Raw genomic sequence first — 16,783 nt, forward strand, 5'->3', positions numbered from 1 at the left:
CGGGGTTAGGCGAATGTTTGGAGTTATGATAAAATTCTGTATTAACTATGGAAGAAATATTTTCCCAGGGAGATAATGACATGGCTAAATTATTTTTTGATAATCAGGCTATTAATACGTCAATCAAAGAATATCTGGAAAGGAAGCTGGTTCAGTTCAATAACATTAAATACGCCTATGCCATTATGAGTAAAAGGAATCCTGCGGATTTCTCCATTATCTCTAACCGGCAGGAGTGGTTTAAAGTTTATATCGAGAACAACTTCCAGTTTATCGATCCGGTGTTGATTACCGCTCTTTACCGTATGACGCCTTTCTCCTGGGATGAAAACCTGATGCTGAATAAAGGCGTCAAGGTACCCAAGCTGTTTGATATGGCAAGAAACCACGACATTATTAACGGTTATACCTTTGTGCTGCATGACCATAATAATAATCTGGTGGTGCTGTCGATTATGCTGGATAAACACTGCGACGATAATATTGAAGAGCTGATTCAGCTTAACAAAGATAAATTGCAGATGTTATTGATCACCACGCATGAAAAGCTGACGCAGCTTTATCAGGAGCAGTCCAGAAAAGCCGATTTCGAAGAGATGAACACCCGCGAACTGTTCACCAGCCGCGAAAACGAGATCATTTACTGGGCCAGCGTCGGCAAATCCTATCAGGAAATCGCCCTGATCCTTGGGATCAAACTCACCACGGTGAAATACCATATCGGCAATGCGGTGAAGAAGCTGGGCGTAACCAATGCCAAACACGCCATCCGTCTGGGGATAGAGCTGAACCTAATCCGTCCGGTGCTTCCTGACGGGGAATGACAGCGGCCAGCTATCCAGTTCGCAGCGTAATGCGGGAACCTTCGCTTTCACCAGCGCCATCAGCGTTGACTGGTTCGCCGCATCAACCGGCATAAAAATCAGATAGATATTCTCCTGCTTTTCTGACATTGCCTGTTCCACCACCGACACCTTCCAGCCCGACTTTTTAAATATCAGGTACATCGGATGGCTGACAATGGCGTAAATCCCTTCGTAACCATAATGCCGGGCATAATTGATCATCGAGAGAAAAAGTAACGCGCTGACGGGCTGCTGCTTAAGCTCTTTCGCCTGAACCTGATCCTTATCGATAAATAAACGGCTGGCTTCGACATAATTACCTTGCGGTAGATCAATATTTTTAAACCAGGATTTAAAGGTGCCGGTGATCATATTCGGGTATTTAATTTCAATAAAGCGCAGACTGCAAATACAGGACTCTTTATAAATGCCGAAAATATAGGTGGTTCGCGGATTATCGTATTGATCCGACTCCATATTATTTTCAGTATTGACCATCCAGTTAAGACGATCCTTGAACACTTTTTTACGGAGAGAAAACAGCTCCTGAGATTTTAATTCAGACAGGAAATTATATTTCACATCAAGCAGGTGCAGCATACTTACTCCATCCTTAGCTAAATTTTGCGCTAATAATACCTGCAATATTAACCTGTCACAAAGCACTATCCGAGGAGGATGTGAGTCGCAAGGCGAAAAACGATGAGGATGGCGGGGGAAGAAATGAAGCAGGCCGGAGCGTTCCGGCCTGTTTTTTTTAGTCTGCGTTATAGCTTCTGAACAGCGCCTTGCCTTTCAGCAACCGCACGCCAAGCCAGCCACCGCACACCGACAGCAGCACCGCACCGGTCAGCGGCAGTGCAACCCACAGCATAAAGTCAGGCTCCCACGGGAAGTCGAAGACTTTACGCTGCAGTCCCCACAAGGCGGCCTCGGCGCCAATGGCGGCAGCCAGACCGGAAACGGCACCTAACAGGGCAAACTCGCTCCACAGCGTCCCGCGCAGCAGTTTTTTGCTGGCACCCAACGTGCGATAGACCACCAGCTCCTGCCTGCGCTGACGCATGCCGACCTGAACCTGCGCCAGCAGCAGCAATACGCCGCAGGCGGTCACCAGGATCACCATGATTTCCAGCGCCTGGCTGACCTGAGCCAGCACCTGACTGATCTGGCGCAGGATGCTGCCGATATCCAGCAGGCTCAGGGTAGGAAATTCCCGGTTGAGCTGAGCCAGCAAGGCATTATTGCCTTCCAGACGGAAGCTGGTCAGCCAGGTTTGCGGCTGATCGTCCAGTGCACCAGGCGGGAAGATAAAGAAGAAGTTCGGCTTCAGGCTCTCCCAGTCGACCTTGCGCAGGCTGGTGATTTTGGCCGAGAACTCCTGCGTATCGCCGGTAAAAGTTAGCGTATCCCCCAGCTTCACGCCCAACCGTCCGGCCAGTGCCTCTTCCATCGACACCTCGCCTTTTTTCGGCGGCCAGCTTCCTGCCGTCAGCGGATTATGATCCGGCAGCTGTTCCTGCCAGGTCAGATTCAGCTCGCGGTTTAAGGCGTTATCCAGCGCCGGATCGGCGGGCTTCTGGTTGATGCCAGTCAGCCGTACGCGGGCAACTGGATAGAAGGTTTGCGGCTCAACGTGATTCTTCTCAAGGAAGGTTTTCACCTGAGGCACCTGATCCCGGGTGAGATTAAGCAGGAAATAGTTTGGGCTGCCCGGAGGAAGCTGTTGCTGCCAACGGTCCAGCAAATCCCCGCGCATCACCAGCAGCAGAGCCAGCAGCATAAAGGACAGCGAGAAAGCCGCCAGCTGGCTCAGCGTGGTCCAGGGCTGACGTAACAGTCGGTTGATCGCCAGCCTGAATGCCAGATTACGCACGCTAAGACGGCGGAGCAGCATTAATCCGCCCCAGCCAATCGCCCCCAGCAGTGCAGACAACAGGATGATGCCGCCGACCAGCGCCCACAGTAATTTGCTTCCGCCCACCAACAACGCCAGCAGCGCAATCACCACCAACGCCATGGCTGGCAAATAGAACTTCAGCGGCCAGACATCGGCCACGACATCACGTCGCAGTACCCGCAACGGCTGAGTCGCCAGCAGCAGGCGATAAGGACGAAGGCCCACCAGCAGCGAGATGATAAACAGCGAACCGATGGCCCACAGCCACGGCCAGGCGCTGGCGGCGGGCAGTTCACCCGGCAGCACCGGCTTCAACATCCGCAGCAGCAGCACTTCAAAGCCCATGCCGATCGCCCCGCCGCATACCGCTGCCAGCAGCAGTACGGCCAGCCATTGCCCGACAATCAGCTTCCTTAACGCGGCCCGATTGGCACCGAGGGTTTTCAGCACCGCGACCAGATCGTAACGACTCTTGCAGTAATGGCTCATGGCCACGGCCACGGCGGCAATCGCCAGCATCAGCGTCAGCAATGCCGACAGCAGCAGGAACTGCTGGGCACGCATCATCGACTTGCCCAGCGCATCTTCCGAATTTTCCACGCTGATCCAGCGCTGATCGGGTTTGATCTGCGCGGTGATATAGCGATCGTACCGGCTGAGCTGCTCAGGGTTGCCTGCAAACTTATAACGCCAGGTGACGCGGCTCCCCGGCTGGATCGCCCCGGTTTTGCCGACGTCGGCCAGATTCATCAGCAGCCGTGGCGCCGTCTGGAACGGGTTAAAACCCGCATCCGGCTCCTGAACCACCTCACCCGCCACCCGTAACGTGGTATCGCCGACGTCCAGATTTGCGCCAGATTTCAGGTTGAGCAACGCCAGCAGACGCGGCGCGGCAAGCACGGTGCCGGCCGCAGGCTTCAGCCCCGCAGGTTCCGTTGCCAGCGTGCCAAACATCGGATAGAGATCGTCGACCGCTTTAACCGACGCCAGCTGCGGCGTGTCGGCGGCAAAGGTCATGGTCATGAACGTCAGCTGGCGTCCGACCTGTAACCCCTCTTTTTTCGCTTCAGCCAGCCAGGCCTGCGGCACTTCCCGCGCGCTTTGCAGCGTCCGGTCGCCGGCCATAAAATCGCGGCTTTGCTGGGTCAGGCCTTTTTCCATGCGATCGCTGAGTGACCCCAGCGCCAGCACGCAGGCCACCGCCAGCGTCAGGGCCAGCCAGACAATCAGCAGCGAGGGCGATTTCCATTCACGCCAGAACCACCGCCAGATCATGCTTCCTCCCACAGCTTACCGTCGCGCACGCGTAAGCGCCGGTCGCAGCGGGCGGCGAGCTGTTCATCGTGGGTGACCAGAATCAGCGTGGTGGCAAGGTCGCGGTTAAGTGAAAACAGCAGGTCGGCAATGCGATCGCCGGTTTTACGATCCAGGTTGCCGGTGGGCTCATCGGCAAATAGCAGCGCCGGTTTGCCGTTAAAGGCGCGGGCCAGCGCCACGCGTTGCTGCTCGCCACCGGACAGCTGCGAGGGCAGATGTGTCAGGCGCTCTGCCAGCCCAAGCTGAGCCAGTAATGCCTGCGCCTGTTCGCGACTTTGACGATCGCTCTCGCCGCGCAGCAACGCCGGTAGCTGCACGTTTTCTAACGCGTTTAGCGTCGGAACCAACATGAACGACTGGAAAACAAAGCCGACGCTTTTGGCCCGCAGTTCAGCGCGTTGCTCCTCATCCATTTCGTGCAGCGGCGAGCCCAGCAGAAAGACTTCACCTTCAGACCCGTCATCCAGCCCGGCCAGAATGCCCAGCAGAGTCGACTTACCGGAACCCGACTCGCCAATCAACGCGATGGTCTCAGCCGGTTTGACAACCAGCTCAACTCCGGTAAGGATGGAAAGCTGATGCTCACCCTGACCGACGGACTTACTAAGACGATGAACTTCAAGAATGTTTTCCGCTGGCATTACGCTTTCCTGTTATTATTGGCCCTGATGTCGCTGCGCGCGACGGCGGCAGATACGCTGTTAGTGCTGGGCGATAGTTTAAGCGCCGGTTACCGGATGTCCGCCACCACGGCATGGCCCGCGTTACTCAATGATAAATGGCAGAAATCGCCCACTATCATTAACGGTAGCATAAGCGGCGACACCGCCACGCAGGGGCTTGCCCGCCTGCCCTCGCTGCTAAAGCAGCATCAACCGCGTTGGGTGCTGATTGAACTGGGAGGAAACGACGGTTTACGGGGCTTCCCACCGCAAAGCATTGAGCAGGACTTGAGTAAAATTATTGCTCAGGTAAAAGCGGCAAACGCACAGCCGTTGCTGATGCAAATCCGTCTGCCGGCCAATTATGGCCGCCGCTATACCGCATCGTTCAGTGACATTTACCCGAAGCTGGCAAAAGAAAATGCCATCCCGCTGGTGCCTTTCTTTATGGAACAGGTGTACCTGAAACCAGAATGGATGCAGCAAGATGGGATCCACCCCAATCCCGATGCCCAGCCGTTTATTGCCGGGCTGATGGCCAAAGAACTGGCTCCACTAGTTAAGCATGAGTAACGGGGTTTGCAGACGGCTCACAGGTAAAGTTATGCAAAAAATCATAGTAATAACCGGCTGTTCCAGCGGGATTGGTCTGGTCGCCGCCAACGATTTACTGCGTCGTGGCTATCACATTTATGCGGCCTGTCGTAAGCCGGCAGACGTGGCGCGGATGAATGAACTGGGCTTTACCGGCATTCAGCTCGATTTGAACGATAGCGAGAGCGTTGAGCGCGCCGCCGCAGAAATCCTCACCCTCAGTGAAGGGCGCGTGTTCGGCCTGTTTAATAACGGCGGCTACGGCGTGTATGGCCCGCTGGAATCCATTTCGCGCCAGCAGATGGAGCAGCAGTTCGCCACCAATCTGTTTGGCACCCACCAGCTGACCACCCTACTTTTGCCGGCATTGCGCGCCAGTGGCCAGGCCCGGATTGTGAATACCAGTTCAGTATTAGGGCTAATTTCCACACCCGGTCGCGGCACCTATGCCGCCAGTAAATATGCGCTGGAAGCCTGGTCCGATGCGCTGCGGATGGAGCTGCACGACAGCGGCATTCGCGTCAGTCTGATTGAACCGGGTCCGATTAAGACCCGCTTTACCGATAACGTCAGCCAGGGGCAGTCAGATAAACCGGTGAAGAACCCCGGAATTGCGGCCCGTTTCACGCTGCCACCCGAAGCAATTTTGCCGAAGTTGCGCCATGCTTTAGAGAGTAAGCATCCGCGCCTGCGCTACCCGGTGACCGTTGTCGCCCATGGTATGAGCCTGTTGCGACGTTTACTGCCCGGCTGGATGCTGGATCGCATTTTGCGTGGTAAATAGCCGGATCGTGACGATAAGCCTTGAAGCACCGCGCTGCGCCCCAATAAAGTAAGAAACCCGGACAAAGAGACAAATTCATGTCACCACAAGCTGCAATTGTTACGATTAACGAAACCAACCTGCAACAGACGCTAGAACAGTCGATGCAGGTGCCGGTACTGTTTTACTTCTGGTCTGCCCGCAGCCAGCATTGCCAGGAACTGTCACCGGTGCTGGAGCGCCTTGCGCAGGAGTATGCCGGTCAGTTCATCCTCGCCGAGCTGGATTGTGACGCCGAACCGGCTGTCGCTCAGCAGTTTGGTCTGCGCTCTATTCCGACCGTTTATCTGTTCCAGAATGGCCAGCCGGTTGATGGCTTCCAGGGACCGCAGCCGGAAGAAGCGATCCGCGCGCTGTTGGAAAAAGTGCTGCCAAAGCCGGAAGAACTGAAGGCGCAGGAAGGCATGCAGTTAATGGATGAAGGCAAAGTGCTGGATGCCCTGCCGCTATTGAAAGACGCCTGGCAGCTGAGTAATCAGAACAGTGAAATGGGCTTCCTGCTGGCAGAAGCGCTGATTGCCTTAAACCGCAGCGAAGAAGCTGAGCAGGTGCTGAGCGTCGTGCCGTTGCAGGACAAAGATACCCGTTATCAGGGTTTGATGGCGCAGATCGACCTGCTGAAGCAGGCGGCAGATACGCCGGAGATCCAACAGCTGCAACAACAGCTGGAAGCGGAACCTGAAAATGCTGAGCTGGCGACCAAACTGGCGCTGCAACTGCATCAGGTGGGGCGAAATGAAGAGGCGCTTGAGCTGCTGTTTAGCCATCTGAAGACAGATTTGGGCGCGGCCAATGGTCAGGCGCGCAAAATGCTGCAAGAGATCCTGGCCGCGCTGGGAACGGGCGATGCCCTGGCGGCGAAATACCGCAGGCAGCTCTACTCTTTGCTGTACTGATCCGCCCGGAACCGTTCAGCCTGCTGCACAGGCAGGCTGAATGATGATGGGGTTGGGCCGAATGAGTCGACCCAGGTAACAACAATCCGGAGGTTATATGCTTACAGTCATTCCTGTCATTATTGTTCTGGCCCTCATTATTGTCTGGTCAGGCATTAAAATCGTTCCACAGGGTTACCAGTGGACGGTGGAGCGCTTCGGCCGCTATACCAAAACCCTGCAACCTGGCCTGAATCTTCTGGTGCCGTTTATGGATCGTGTCGGTCGTAAGATCAGCATGATGGAACAGGTGCTGGATATCCCCTCGCAGGAAATCATCTCTAAAGATAACGCCAGCGTCACCATTGATGCGGTCTGTTTTACTCAGGTGGTGGATGCGCCGCGTGCTGCCTATGAAGTGCGTAATCTTGAGCTGGCGATCGTCAATCTGACCATGACCAATATGCGTACGGTACTGGGTTCGATGGATCTGGATGAGATGTTGTCACAGCGCGATAACATCAATACCCGCTTGCTGCGGATTGTCGATGAAGCGACCAATCCGTGGGGCGTGAAAATCACCCGTATTGAAATCCGTGACGTGCGGCCGCCGGTTGAACTAATCGCCTCGATGAATGCCCAGATGAAGGCCGAACGTACCAAGCGTGCCGGTATTCTTGAAGCCGAAGGGGTGCGTCAGGCCGCGATCCTGCGGGCTGAAGGCGAGAAGCAATCACAAATTCTGAAAGCCGAAGGTGAACGGCAGTCGGCCTTCCTGCAGGCTGAAGCCCGCGAACGTAGCGCGGAAGCGGAAGCGATTGCCACCAAAATGGTTTCTGAAGCGATTGCCGCCGGCGACATTCAGGCCATCAACTACTTCGTGGCGCAGAAGTACACCGATGCGCTGCAAAAAATTGGTTCTTCCAACAGCAGCAAAATCGTGATGATGCCGCTGGAAGCCAGCAGCCTGATGGGTTCCATTGCGGGGATTGCCGAGTTGATGGGCGAGAGCAAAAAGGAACGAGGTGTGAAATGATCACCGAGCTGTTAGCGACCCCCTGGTGGCTGTGGCTGTCGGTCGGTGGCGTGCTGCTGGCGGCGGAAATGCTGGGTGCCAGCGGCTACCTGCTGTGGAGCGGTGTCGCAGCCCTGCTGGTCAGCCTGCTGGTGTGGCTGGTGCCGCTGCCATGGGAATGGCAGGGCGTCAGCTTTGCGCTGTTAACGGTGCTTTCGGCGCTGTGGTGGTATCGCTGGCTGAAAGGCAAAGATCGCCAGCAGCCGCCCTCTTCGCTTAATCAGCGCGGCATTCAGCTGATTGGCCGCGAACTGACGCTGGACGAAACGCTGGTCGATGGTTTTGGCCATGTGCGCATTGGCGACAGCGGCTGGCGTGTGCAGGCGGCTGAGAACTTCCCGGCGGGCACCCCGGTCACGGTGGTTGCCGTGGAAGGGGTTACGCTGAAAATCATCAGGCGCGCAGGAAGTCCTGCCAGCGTCTGACCAGATAGTTATGTTCATCCATCACGGAGTTCCAGACGCCAATATGGCTCATCCGCTGTTCGTAGCTGCCGCCATCGCGGATTTCGCCTTTGGCGATCAGCGGTTGGCCTGAAGCGTCAGGCAACACGTCACTGGCCGGTTTTCCGCCATACCAGAAATCCCATTCCGCTGCCGACAAATGCTCACGCGTGCGTTGCGGATTGGAAATGTAATAGCCCTGACGGGCCATAATGGCGCCAGGCCAGCCCGACTGCCACCAGTTGAGGTAGGCGTAGGCCGCATCCTTAATTTTCCCCGTCGCGCAGCGCGACAGCGACATGCCGCCGTACCAGGCGCGGTAACCTTCTTTTGGCGTCGCCAGCTTGTAGCCGCTCTGACGGAAATGGTGGCGAAAATAGGTGGGTGCCCACAGGCTTTGCACGCCGACCTGCTGATTCTCAATCAGCGCACAGGCCTCATCCTGAGTCGACCAGAAGGCGGCGAAATGTCCCTGACGCTGTAATCCTGCCAGCACGCCGGTCAGGCTATCAATCTCCTCCAGCGTCAGATTGCCGACGTTGTTGAACTCGCCCAGTCCGGCGCCCTGTACTGCCAGCACCGCATCCAGCGCGCCCATGGCCGCATCATCCTGTAACACCGCCTGGCCCGAAAAAGCCGGATGTAATAACCAGCCCCAGCTCTCCTCTTCGCGGCTTAACGCGGCGGGAAGCCGGTCGGCATGGTAGGCAAAACTGTCGGCATTATGCGTCAACGGCAGCATGCTGATCAGGTCAGTCGGCTGGCCGCCAAGGCTGCCGTCGTGCTGCACGTACAGACGGTTGACCGGTACGCTGCCGTCGCCCAACCTGCCACCGGGGATCAGGGTACCCTGCTTCGGCAGCGCGTTGATCTCATTCCAGTATGTCAGTCGGCTGATTTCCAGCGGCTGAATGGCGCGGGCTGGCCAGACAAAATCGATATTGTGGAACCACTGATCGTAAAGATCGTAGCTTTCGGGTTCCATCACCGCGATGCGCTGAGCATCTTCCACGCTGCGTAGCAGGTAGACAATTTTGATGCCTAAATCCTGTTCGGCGCGCAGGCGAAGGCGCTCAAGCAGGGTGACCGACGTACCCAGTACGCGCAGAGTGATTTGATTGGTCGCCACGGCCGCGGAGTTCATTACTTATCACCGATTAAAAAGGGCTGCTGAAAACGCAGAAAGGCGCTCTGCAACCGCGAGGCGCTAAGGCCCCGGAGAATAAATACCAGCTGGGAGCTTTCCAGCTCGCCCGGCCAGTCTGTCAGATGAACCGGTGGATGCAGGCTGTGCTGAACGCCGTGGATCACCACCGGCGTGCTGCTCTCCTGGACCTGTAAGATGCCTTTCATCCGCAGTATCGCACTGCCATGACAGTGTAATAGCATCGACAACCAGACCGCAAAGGCCGCCCAGTTAAACTTCTCGGTCAGGGTGATAACGCAGGTTTCCGTTTGCGGATGATGGATGCCGAGGCGGGCGACCGCGGTAGCGTCGGCCTTGAGGGCTGCCGTTGCCGGGGCCGGTTCGCTGCTGATGACACCGATCTTTTCAGCCGCCAGATTGCCCAGCCAGCGAAAACGCTGCTGAGCACTGCCCTCGCTGATAGCGGCTTCGAACAGCGTATCAGCCTGATGCAGAAAGGTGGTGGTTTCAGCAATTTCGGCCAGCGGGTTGAGCTGCTGAAGATACGCTTCCAGCTGATGCCGTTGCGCCGTGCTCACCCGATCGCCTTTACTCACCGCCAGCTTATCTGCCGCCGTAACCTGCGCCAGCCATTCCGGCTGGTTTTGTGCCTGCTGCCAGCCGTGCTCAGCATCGACCAGCGTCACCAGCACGCCCTGCGCAAAGTGATACTGCAGCTGACGATCGTGCAGCAAGGTAGAGAGGATTGGCGAGGGATCGGCCAGCCCGGTGGTTTCAAGGATCACCTTTTTGAACGGCGGCAGCTGTCCGCGCTCACGCCGTTCGCTCAGATCCAGCAGCGCCTGCTTAAGTTCTCCCCGCACCTGGCAGCAGACGCATCCGCTGGGCAGTAACACCGTATCCGGCGCAACTTCGCCCAACAGCAGATGATCGATGCCCACCTCACCAAACTCGTTAACCAGCAGCGCAACGTCTGCCAGCGCCTGTTCGCCCAGCCAGCTTTTGAGCAGGGTGGTTTTACCGCTGCCCAGGAAGCCACTCAGCACGTGAACCGGGATCTTCTGCCCATCCTGCATTTGCTACCTCGTCTGTTCCAGTGCATCCAGCCAGTCATCATCCAGCGGATCCAGCGGACGCCTTAACAGCGCTTCCGCTTCCTGCCAGATTTGCTCCAGGCTGTTAACGATCACCTGCTGCCCGGTCGGGCTGGCCAGCACCCAACTGGTGTGAAAATCCGTCAGCTTAAGGCGGAAAGGGGCCAGCGCATGGTTTAACATCGCCATTTGCTGCAGCCGCAGCTGTCGGCGCGGCAAGGTATTTTGCAGCGGATCGCTCCACTGCGGGCCGCTATCCAATAAACCACATACGCCGCACATGTTGCGCTCCTTGTTTCAGGGCATGACGTCGCCGGCGTTCGGCCCAAGGGTCTGCCCGACAAACAGGTTGCCGCCGGGTTCACTTGCCAGCAGCAGCGCCACCGGCGCAATCTCCTCTGCCCGGCCAAAACGGCCTAAAGGCAGTTCGGCGGCTTTGGCTTTCTTCCACTCACTGTTCAGGCCATCAATCAGCGGCGTTTCGATCGGGCCTGGCGCGATGGCATTCACCAGCACGTTCTGCGCGGAAACTTCCAGCGCCAGCGATTTGGTAAAGCCAATCACACCCGCTTTGGCGGTGGCATAGTGGCAAAGCTCAGCCCCGCCCTTGATGCCCAGCTGTGACGCCACGTTGATAATGCGCCCCCATTTCTGCGCAAGCATCCATGGCAGCGCGCGTTGTGAAGCGAGAAATACGCTGCGAAGATCGACCGCCATCATCTCGTCCCACATCTCGAGGCTGATATCCGTGCAGCGCGCCTGGCTAAGCATCCCGGCGTTGTTGACCAAAATATCGATGCCACCGAACTGTTCGACACAGGCATCAACCCCCAACTGCGCACCCGCCACCTGGCCGACGTCCGCCACCACGCCGAAGCATTCAGCCCCCCGTTCACGGCAGGCCGCAACCGCGTTTTGCAGGTTATCTGCATGACGATCGGTGAGCACCAGCCGCGCACCTTCGCGGGCAAACAGGCTGGCGATGGCCAGGCCAATCCCGCTGGCAGCACCGGTGATCACCGCTCTTTTCTGTTCCAGTTGCATCATTGTCTCCTTCAGTCGGGCCAGCGCACGGTCAGGCCACCATCGATAATCAGACTCTGTCCGGTGAGATAGCTACTGGCATCGCTGGTCAGAAAACTGATCAGGTTAGCCACTTCATCAGCGCGGCCGGGACGCCCTAACGGGATCACCCGTGAGGCTTTCGCCAGCCCCTCTGGTCCCAGCGAGTTCTCTTTATCCAATGACTGCGGGGTTTCAATCAGTCCTGGGATCACCGCGTTACAGCGCACGCCTTTAGGCGCAAGTTCCACTGCCATTGAGCGACAAATGCCGGGAATGCCAGCTTTGGCCGCCGCGTAATGGGCATGATCCTGCCAGCCATAAACGCCGCCGGCGATGGATGACACCGCTACCAGGCTGGCGCCCTCACCAAGGTATGGCGCCGTCGCGCGGAAGCAACGCATCACGCCGGTCAGATCGACATTCAGCATCTCATTCCAGCGATGGTCGCTCATCTCTTCAATCGGCGCGCGGCGCAGCACGCCCGCATTGGCAACGACATAATCAATGCGGCCAAAATGGGCGATTGCTGCGGCGACAAACGCATTAACCGATTCCGTTTCCGCCACATCCAGCGGCAGCCAAAGTGCGTCGCCTCCCAGCGCCTCCACGTCTGCGGCGGCGCGTTTCGGGTCATGTGGATCGGCGGGATAAAACCCGCCAACCACCTTCACGCCACGCTGGGCATAGGCTTTTGCCAGTGCCAGCCCGATGCCACTCGCTGCGCCGCTGATCAGCGCAACCCGAGTTGTTTGCGTCGTAGTCACAGTTCACTCCTGAATCTGAATAGTGCCGTTATGCGCTGCGTTCTGCGCTGCAGCCGCTTTTTCCGGCACATGGCGTGCCAGCAGAATGATCATTCCTGAGATAAAGCACGGCAGCGCGCCAAACCATAAGGCCGCCTCCTGCCAGTGACCGCCGTTGCTGAGGATTGAGGTGGTGCCGACGCCAGCGATAATGGCGCCAACCGGACCCATCGCACCAATCAGCGCACCCGCGGTGGCGCGTATAGCGGTGGGGAAGCTTTCGCTGATAAAGAACAGCGCGGCAGCGTAAGGGCCAATCAGGAAGAACAGGCCAACGCTGTACAGCGCCACGATGATGGCAAAGTTATCCGGGCAGAACAGCATGCCGGCGAAGGCCACGCCGCCCAGCATCCAGCCTACGGCGATGGTGTTGCGACGACCAAAACGATCGCCTAACCAGCCGTGCGCCAGATAGCCGCAGTAACCCACCAGATTGGACATAATCAGGATCAGCAGCGAGTTATCGAAGGACACGGCATGCGTTTTGGTGATCACCGTGGTGCCCAGCACGCTGAAGATCTGAATCGCAAACCAGTTCAGCAACACCGCGCCGCCTAACACCAGCGTTGCCCGCAAGGAAGTGCCGCGAAACGCCGCCGCGAGGCCGGACTTCTGCTGCTCTTCGTACGGCATGTCATAGTCCTGCGCCACCTGACGCGCATCGGTTTCATTGCCGGCGGCCCGCAGCTGTTTGATATGCTGATGAACCTGAAACTGCGGCGTCTCTTTCAGTTTTAACGCCATCACCGCAATCACCAGAGACGGGACGGCGGCAAAGATAAAGCTGCCCTGCCAGCCGATAATCGGCATCAAAATCGCGGTGAGCGCCGACGCCACCAGCGCGCCGACTGGCCAGCCGCCCTGCACCAGGCTGTAGATAAAGCCTTTACGCTTGTTCAATTTTGGATCGTCAATCGCCGCATACAGCTCGGACAGATAGGTGGCGTTAACCGTCTGCTCGGCATAACCGAGGCCAGCCACTGAACGAATGGCGGTGAGCGCACCTTTCCCCCACGCCCCGCCGATGGCGGTCAGCAGCGAACAGAGCGCGGCCCCACCGACGGTAATCACGATGCCCATTCGACGTCCCAGTCGATCCACCAGCGGACCAATCGCCAGCGCAATCACTGCGCCGCCAACCGCCACCCAGGTGGCAATTTCAGCCTGCTCCACTTCACTCCAGCCGAAGTGGCCGCCAATCGCCGGCAGCAAAGTGCCGAATAAAATGAAGTCATAGACCGCGAACACCCAGGCAAAAAAGGCAATCCAGGTAGCAAACTTCACATCTTTGATGCTCAACTGCTGTGGAAGCCAGCCATTTACAGAGGGACGTTTAAACAGGCTCATAGTGCGCTCACTCATCAAAAGGTAATGGGCTTAACCCTTGCGCGGATTGCGCTTCAGGTGATCATCAGCGATTTCGTCGAAGGTGACAAAACGCACGCCTTCATGGCTTTGAATGTATTTGATCAGGCGCTCGAGCATCAGCAGCACCTGTGGGCGACCTGACACGTCCGGGTGAATGGTCATGGTGAACACCGCGAAGTCGTTTTCGCGATAGACCCAGTCAAACTGGTCACGCCACATCTCTTCCAGATGGCGCGGGTTAACGAAGCCATGGCTGTTAGGGGATTTTTTGATAAACATCATCGGCGGCAGATCGTCGAGGTACCAGTTGGCCGGGATCTCCACCAAATCGGTTTCCACGCCGCGCTCCAGCGGTTTCATCCAGCTGTCAGGGTGTTTGCTGTAATCAATCTTGGTCCAGCTGTCGCCGACGCGAACGTAATAGGGATGGAAGTCGTTATGCATCAGGCTGTGGTCATACTTGATGCCTTTTTTCAGCAACAGTTCGTTGGTGACGTTGCTGAATTCCCACCATGGCGCGACATAGCCGGTCGGGCGCTTGCCGGCCAGTTTACTGACCAGCTCGATACTGCGATCGAGAATGGCTTCTTCCTGCGCCGGGGTCATGGCGATCGGGTTTTCATGGCTGTAGCCGTGAATACCAATTTCATGGCCCGCGTCAGCCACGGCCTGCATCTGCTCCGGGAAGGTTTCGATTGAGTGGCCGGGAATAAACCACGTGGTTTTTAACTGATGTTCGGCAAACATCTTCAGCAGACGCGGCGCGCCCACTTCACCGGCGAACATGCCGCGTGAGATATCGTCGGGAGAATCTTCACCGCCGTACGATCCCAACCAGCCGGCAACGGCATCCACATCGACACCAAACGCGCACAGGATTTCTTTGGCCATCTTTTACTTTCCTCATCAGGGCGGCATTGGAGCCAGTCCAACACCCGCTCACTTTGTCGCCTATAAAATGGATATTAAAAATAAATGTACATTTTTAAGTTAGCAAAGAGGATGCCAGGTTTTGGTGATGTGCTTCGCAAATCGCGGAAAGGTAAAATTAAGCGGTTGATTAGTAATATAAAATAGTTGGATTTATTGCGTATCAGGCGCACGGTGAGCCGGTGAGGCGCATCGGTAAGACTGTCGGTGAATAATGACTGGTATGCTAAACGATCCATTATTGTGCAGCCTGCACCATGGCAATGCGCACGGCTTCGCTCCCCTGAAACTGAGGGGATATGGCATAATGATTATCTGTTCAGCGGGAGAGTGGGATTAAGGATGGTTAACGACAGTGACAGTTTGAAGGTGGAGGCCAGAGCGCCCGCGCGCTATGAAACCATCCGCCAGGTACTTGAAGATGCCATCGCTTCCCGCAAGGTTCCCCATGGCCTGGTACTGGTTGAAGGCCCGCTGGCCCAGCTGTTTGGCACCAGCCGCGTGCCCGTCCGGCAGGCGTTGAGTTTGCTGCACGATCAGGGCTTGATCACCCGCTTTGAGGGCCGTGGCTTTATCGTTGCCCGGCAGAATGAAGAGGTTGAACCCCTGCGTATCGCCCTGACGCGCAGCGTGCTGGGACTGGATCAGCAGCGGGAACTGGTTGATACCCGCAGCACCGGCGAAAAACTGCTGCAAAGTTTGCAGGAAGCGCTCTCCACCTGCATGGTTTTCGGCCACTACCAGCTGAATGAAGCCCAGGCCGCCGAGTTCTATAACGTCAGCCGCAACAGCATCCGCGAAAGCCTGATGCGCCTGCGCGACAAAGGGCTGGTGGAAAAAGAGCCCTATTCCCAGTGGCTGGCAGGCCCGTTAACCGCCAGAGAGATCACCGATCATTATGAGATCCGCGCCAGCCTGGAATCCGCCGCGCTGCGTAAAGCCGCACCGCATCTGCCGCCGCAACAGATCCTCGACAATCTGCGACGGCTGGATCAGGTTGAAGGCAAACGGGTCAGTTCCGCCGAGCTGGAACAGGTCGAGGACGATCTGCATCTGTTTTGCCTGGAGCCTGCCGGTAACCGCACGATGATGGAGATCCTGCGGCAGAGCCAGTCGCCGTTAATCGTTACGCGGATTTTTTATGAGATGCTGGCGATCCCGATCGATGATGCGATCGTGAAAGAACACCGTCTGGTGTATGAGATGCTGTTAAAGGGAAGCTGGGATTTGGCGGCGATGGGGCTGCGGGAGCATCTGGAGCGCTCGCAGATCCGCACATTACAGAAGCTCAAGGTGCTGTCTGTGTTACCTGTGCCTGAACTGCCGCCCTACCTGCTGCGGGTAAGCTGAGACTCTGGCCGGGACTTAGCCGGCCTTTTTGCTGTGGCAGCAGCCAGCAAGATCGTTAATGATCGGGCAATCGGCACTGTCGTCGCCAGGGCAGCTTGCCGCCAGCGCCAGCAATCGCTCACGCATCCGGGTCAGTTCCTCAATATGCGACTCAATTTCCGCCACTTTAATCAGCGTTCTGGCCTTCACATCCGCGCTATGCCGCTGCGGATTATTGAACAGCGTCACCATCTCGCCGCACTCTTCCAGATTGAAACCCACCTGCCGGGCCTGGCGCAACAGGGTCAGTTCTTCCAGGTGCTTCGCCGTGTAGCTGCGGTAGCCGTTTTCGCTGCGCAAGGGCGCGGTCACCAGGCCTTTCTCTTCGTAAAAGCGAATCGCCTTGCTGGTCAGCCCGGTTTTTTTCGCCACATCGCTGATATTCATCTTCTCTCCTTGACCTTCCCCTTGATGGAAGGTTTAACCTTCATTACTACTGTAAAACCCCATTGG

Annotated in this window: 18 protein-coding genes; 7 read left to right on the forward strand and 11 right to left on the reverse strand. The window is 57.0% G+C overall.

Annotated elements, in window-relative coordinates:
* Positions 1–80: 80 nt before the first annotated feature.
* On the forward strand, positions 81–824 hold the full coding sequence (locus AC1UKS_RS16310) for a helix-turn-helix transcriptional regulator (RefSeq protein ID WP_482434554.1): 744 nt from the start codon (positions 81–83) through the stop codon (positions 822–824).
* Here the strand turns inward: AC1UKS_RS16310 and AC1UKS_RS16315 are convergent.
* The 3 genes from AC1UKS_RS16315 to ybbA form a co-directional block, all read right to left on the reverse strand.
* Positions 792–1,445 (reverse strand): acyl-homoserine-lactone synthase, encoded by a 654-nt coding sequence (locus tag AC1UKS_RS16315; RefSeq protein ID WP_053141919.1) that lies wholly within the window; start codon positions 1,443–1,445, stop codon positions 792–794. The genes AC1UKS_RS16310 and AC1UKS_RS16315 overlap by 33 nt on opposite strands.
* Positions 1,446–1,602: 157 nt before the next feature.
* Complete coding sequence (gene ybbP / locus AC1UKS_RS16320) at positions 1,603–4,020, reverse strand: putative ABC transporter permease subunit YbbP (RefSeq protein WP_482434556.1); 2,418 nt, start codon at positions 4,018–4,020, stop codon at positions 1,603–1,605.
* Complete coding sequence (ybbA, locus tag AC1UKS_RS16325) at positions 4,017–4,703, reverse strand: putative ABC transporter ATP-binding protein YbbA (protein WP_265909943.1); 687 nt, start codon at positions 4,701–4,703, stop codon at positions 4,017–4,019. The genes ybbP and ybbA overlap by 4 nt, the downstream gene beginning before the upstream one ends.
* Here ybbA and tesA point away from each other — a divergent pair.
* The 5 genes from tesA (at position 4,674) to AC1UKS_RS16350 (ending at position 8,516) form a co-directional block, all read left to right on the forward strand.
* Complete coding sequence (tesA, locus tag AC1UKS_RS16330) at positions 4,674–5,297, forward strand: multifunctional acyl-CoA thioesterase I/protease I/lysophospholipase L1 (protein ID WP_482434558.1); 624 nt, start codon at positions 4,674–4,676, stop codon at positions 5,295–5,297. The genes ybbA and tesA overlap by 30 nt on opposite strands.
* A gap of 31 nt (positions 5,298–5,328) precedes the next feature.
* The gene (locus AC1UKS_RS16335; RefSeq protein ID WP_482434560.1) at positions 5,329–6,102 is read left to right on the forward strand and encodes an SDR family oxidoreductase; all 774 of its coding nucleotides are present in this window, start codon (positions 5,329–5,331) and stop codon (positions 6,100–6,102) included.
* A 77-nt stretch (positions 6,103–6,179) separates the two neighbouring features.
* Positions 6,180–7,037: a co-chaperone YbbN gene (locus AC1UKS_RS16340; protein ID WP_455863969.1), complete on the forward strand. Its 858-nt coding sequence runs from the start codon at positions 6,180–6,182 to the stop codon at positions 7,035–7,037.
* A gap of 97 nt (positions 7,038–7,134) precedes the next feature.
* Positions 7,135–8,052, forward strand: coding sequence for an SPFH domain-containing protein (locus AC1UKS_RS16345; protein ID WP_013201102.1), 918 nt, complete (start codon positions 7,135–7,137; stop codon positions 8,050–8,052).
* Positions 8,049–8,516, forward strand: coding sequence for an NfeD family protein (locus AC1UKS_RS16350; protein ID WP_053141911.1), 468 nt, complete (start codon positions 8,049–8,051; stop codon positions 8,514–8,516). Before AC1UKS_RS16345 ends, AC1UKS_RS16350 begins: the two co-directional genes overlap by 4 nt.
* On the opposite strand, the gene AC1UKS_RS16355 is transcribed toward AC1UKS_RS16350, so the two are convergent.
* Genes AC1UKS_RS16355 through AC1UKS_RS16385 form a run of 7 tightly spaced genes read right to left on the reverse strand, consistent with a single transcriptional unit; the run spans position 8,485 to position 14,902 of the window.
* Positions 8,485–9,678 carry an ABC transporter substrate-binding protein gene (locus tag AC1UKS_RS16355; RefSeq protein WP_482434562.1) on the reverse strand — a complete coding sequence of 398 codons (1,194 nt, stop codon included), beginning with the start codon at positions 9,676–9,678 and terminating at the stop codon, positions 8,485–8,487. The two genes, AC1UKS_RS16350 and AC1UKS_RS16355, sit on opposite strands and share 32 nt — an antisense overlap.
* Positions 9,678–10,757 carry a CobW family GTP-binding protein gene (locus tag AC1UKS_RS16360; RefSeq protein WP_482434564.1) on the reverse strand — a complete coding sequence of 360 codons (1,080 nt, stop codon included), beginning with the start codon at positions 10,755–10,757 and terminating at the stop codon, positions 9,678–9,680. Before AC1UKS_RS16360 ends, AC1UKS_RS16355 begins: the two co-directional genes overlap by 1 nt.
* Positions 10,758–10,760: 3 nt before the next feature.
* The gene (locus AC1UKS_RS16365; protein ID WP_265909937.1) at positions 10,761–11,057 is read right to left on the reverse strand and encodes a hypothetical protein; all 297 of its coding nucleotides are present in this window, start codon (positions 11,055–11,057) and stop codon (positions 10,761–10,763) included.
* Positions 11,058–11,072: 15 nt separating this feature from the next.
* Positions 11,073–11,819 carry an SDR family NAD(P)-dependent oxidoreductase gene (locus AC1UKS_RS16370; RefSeq protein WP_482437017.1) on the reverse strand — a complete coding sequence of 249 codons (747 nt, stop codon included), beginning with the start codon at positions 11,817–11,819 and terminating at the stop codon, positions 11,073–11,075.
* Between the two features lie 11 nt (positions 11,820–11,830).
* Positions 11,831–12,604, reverse strand: coding sequence for an SDR family NAD(P)-dependent oxidoreductase (locus tag AC1UKS_RS16375; protein WP_482434566.1), 774 nt, complete (start codon positions 12,602–12,604; stop codon positions 11,831–11,833).
* 3 nt (positions 12,605–12,607) lie between these two features.
* The gene (locus AC1UKS_RS16380) at positions 12,608–13,990 is read right to left on the reverse strand and encodes an MFS transporter (protein WP_482434568.1); all 1,383 of its coding nucleotides are present in this window, start codon (positions 13,988–13,990) and stop codon (positions 12,608–12,610) included.
* A gap of 30 nt (positions 13,991–14,020) precedes the next feature.
* Positions 14,021–14,902 carry a polysaccharide deacetylase family protein gene (locus AC1UKS_RS16385; RefSeq protein WP_013201094.1) on the reverse strand — a complete coding sequence of 294 codons (882 nt, stop codon included), beginning with the start codon at positions 14,900–14,902 and terminating at the stop codon, positions 14,021–14,023.
* 381 nt (positions 14,903–15,283) lie between these two features.
* Here AC1UKS_RS16385 and AC1UKS_RS16390 point away from each other — a divergent pair, with 381 nt between their 5' ends.
* Positions 15,284–16,291, forward strand: coding sequence for a GntR family transcriptional regulator (locus AC1UKS_RS16390; RefSeq protein ID WP_265909933.1), 1,008 nt, complete (start codon positions 15,284–15,286; stop codon positions 16,289–16,291).
* A gap of 15 nt (positions 16,292–16,306) precedes the next feature.
* On the opposite strand, the gene cueR is transcribed toward AC1UKS_RS16390, so the two are convergent.
* Entirely contained in the window at positions 16,307–16,717 is a 411-nt protein-coding gene (gene cueR, locus AC1UKS_RS16395) for a Cu(I)-responsive transcriptional regulator (protein WP_482434569.1), read from the reverse strand.
* Between the last annotated feature and the right edge of the window lie 66 nt (positions 16,718–16,783).

Source organism: Erwinia sp. AK-PDG3-5, assembly GCF_056821705.1.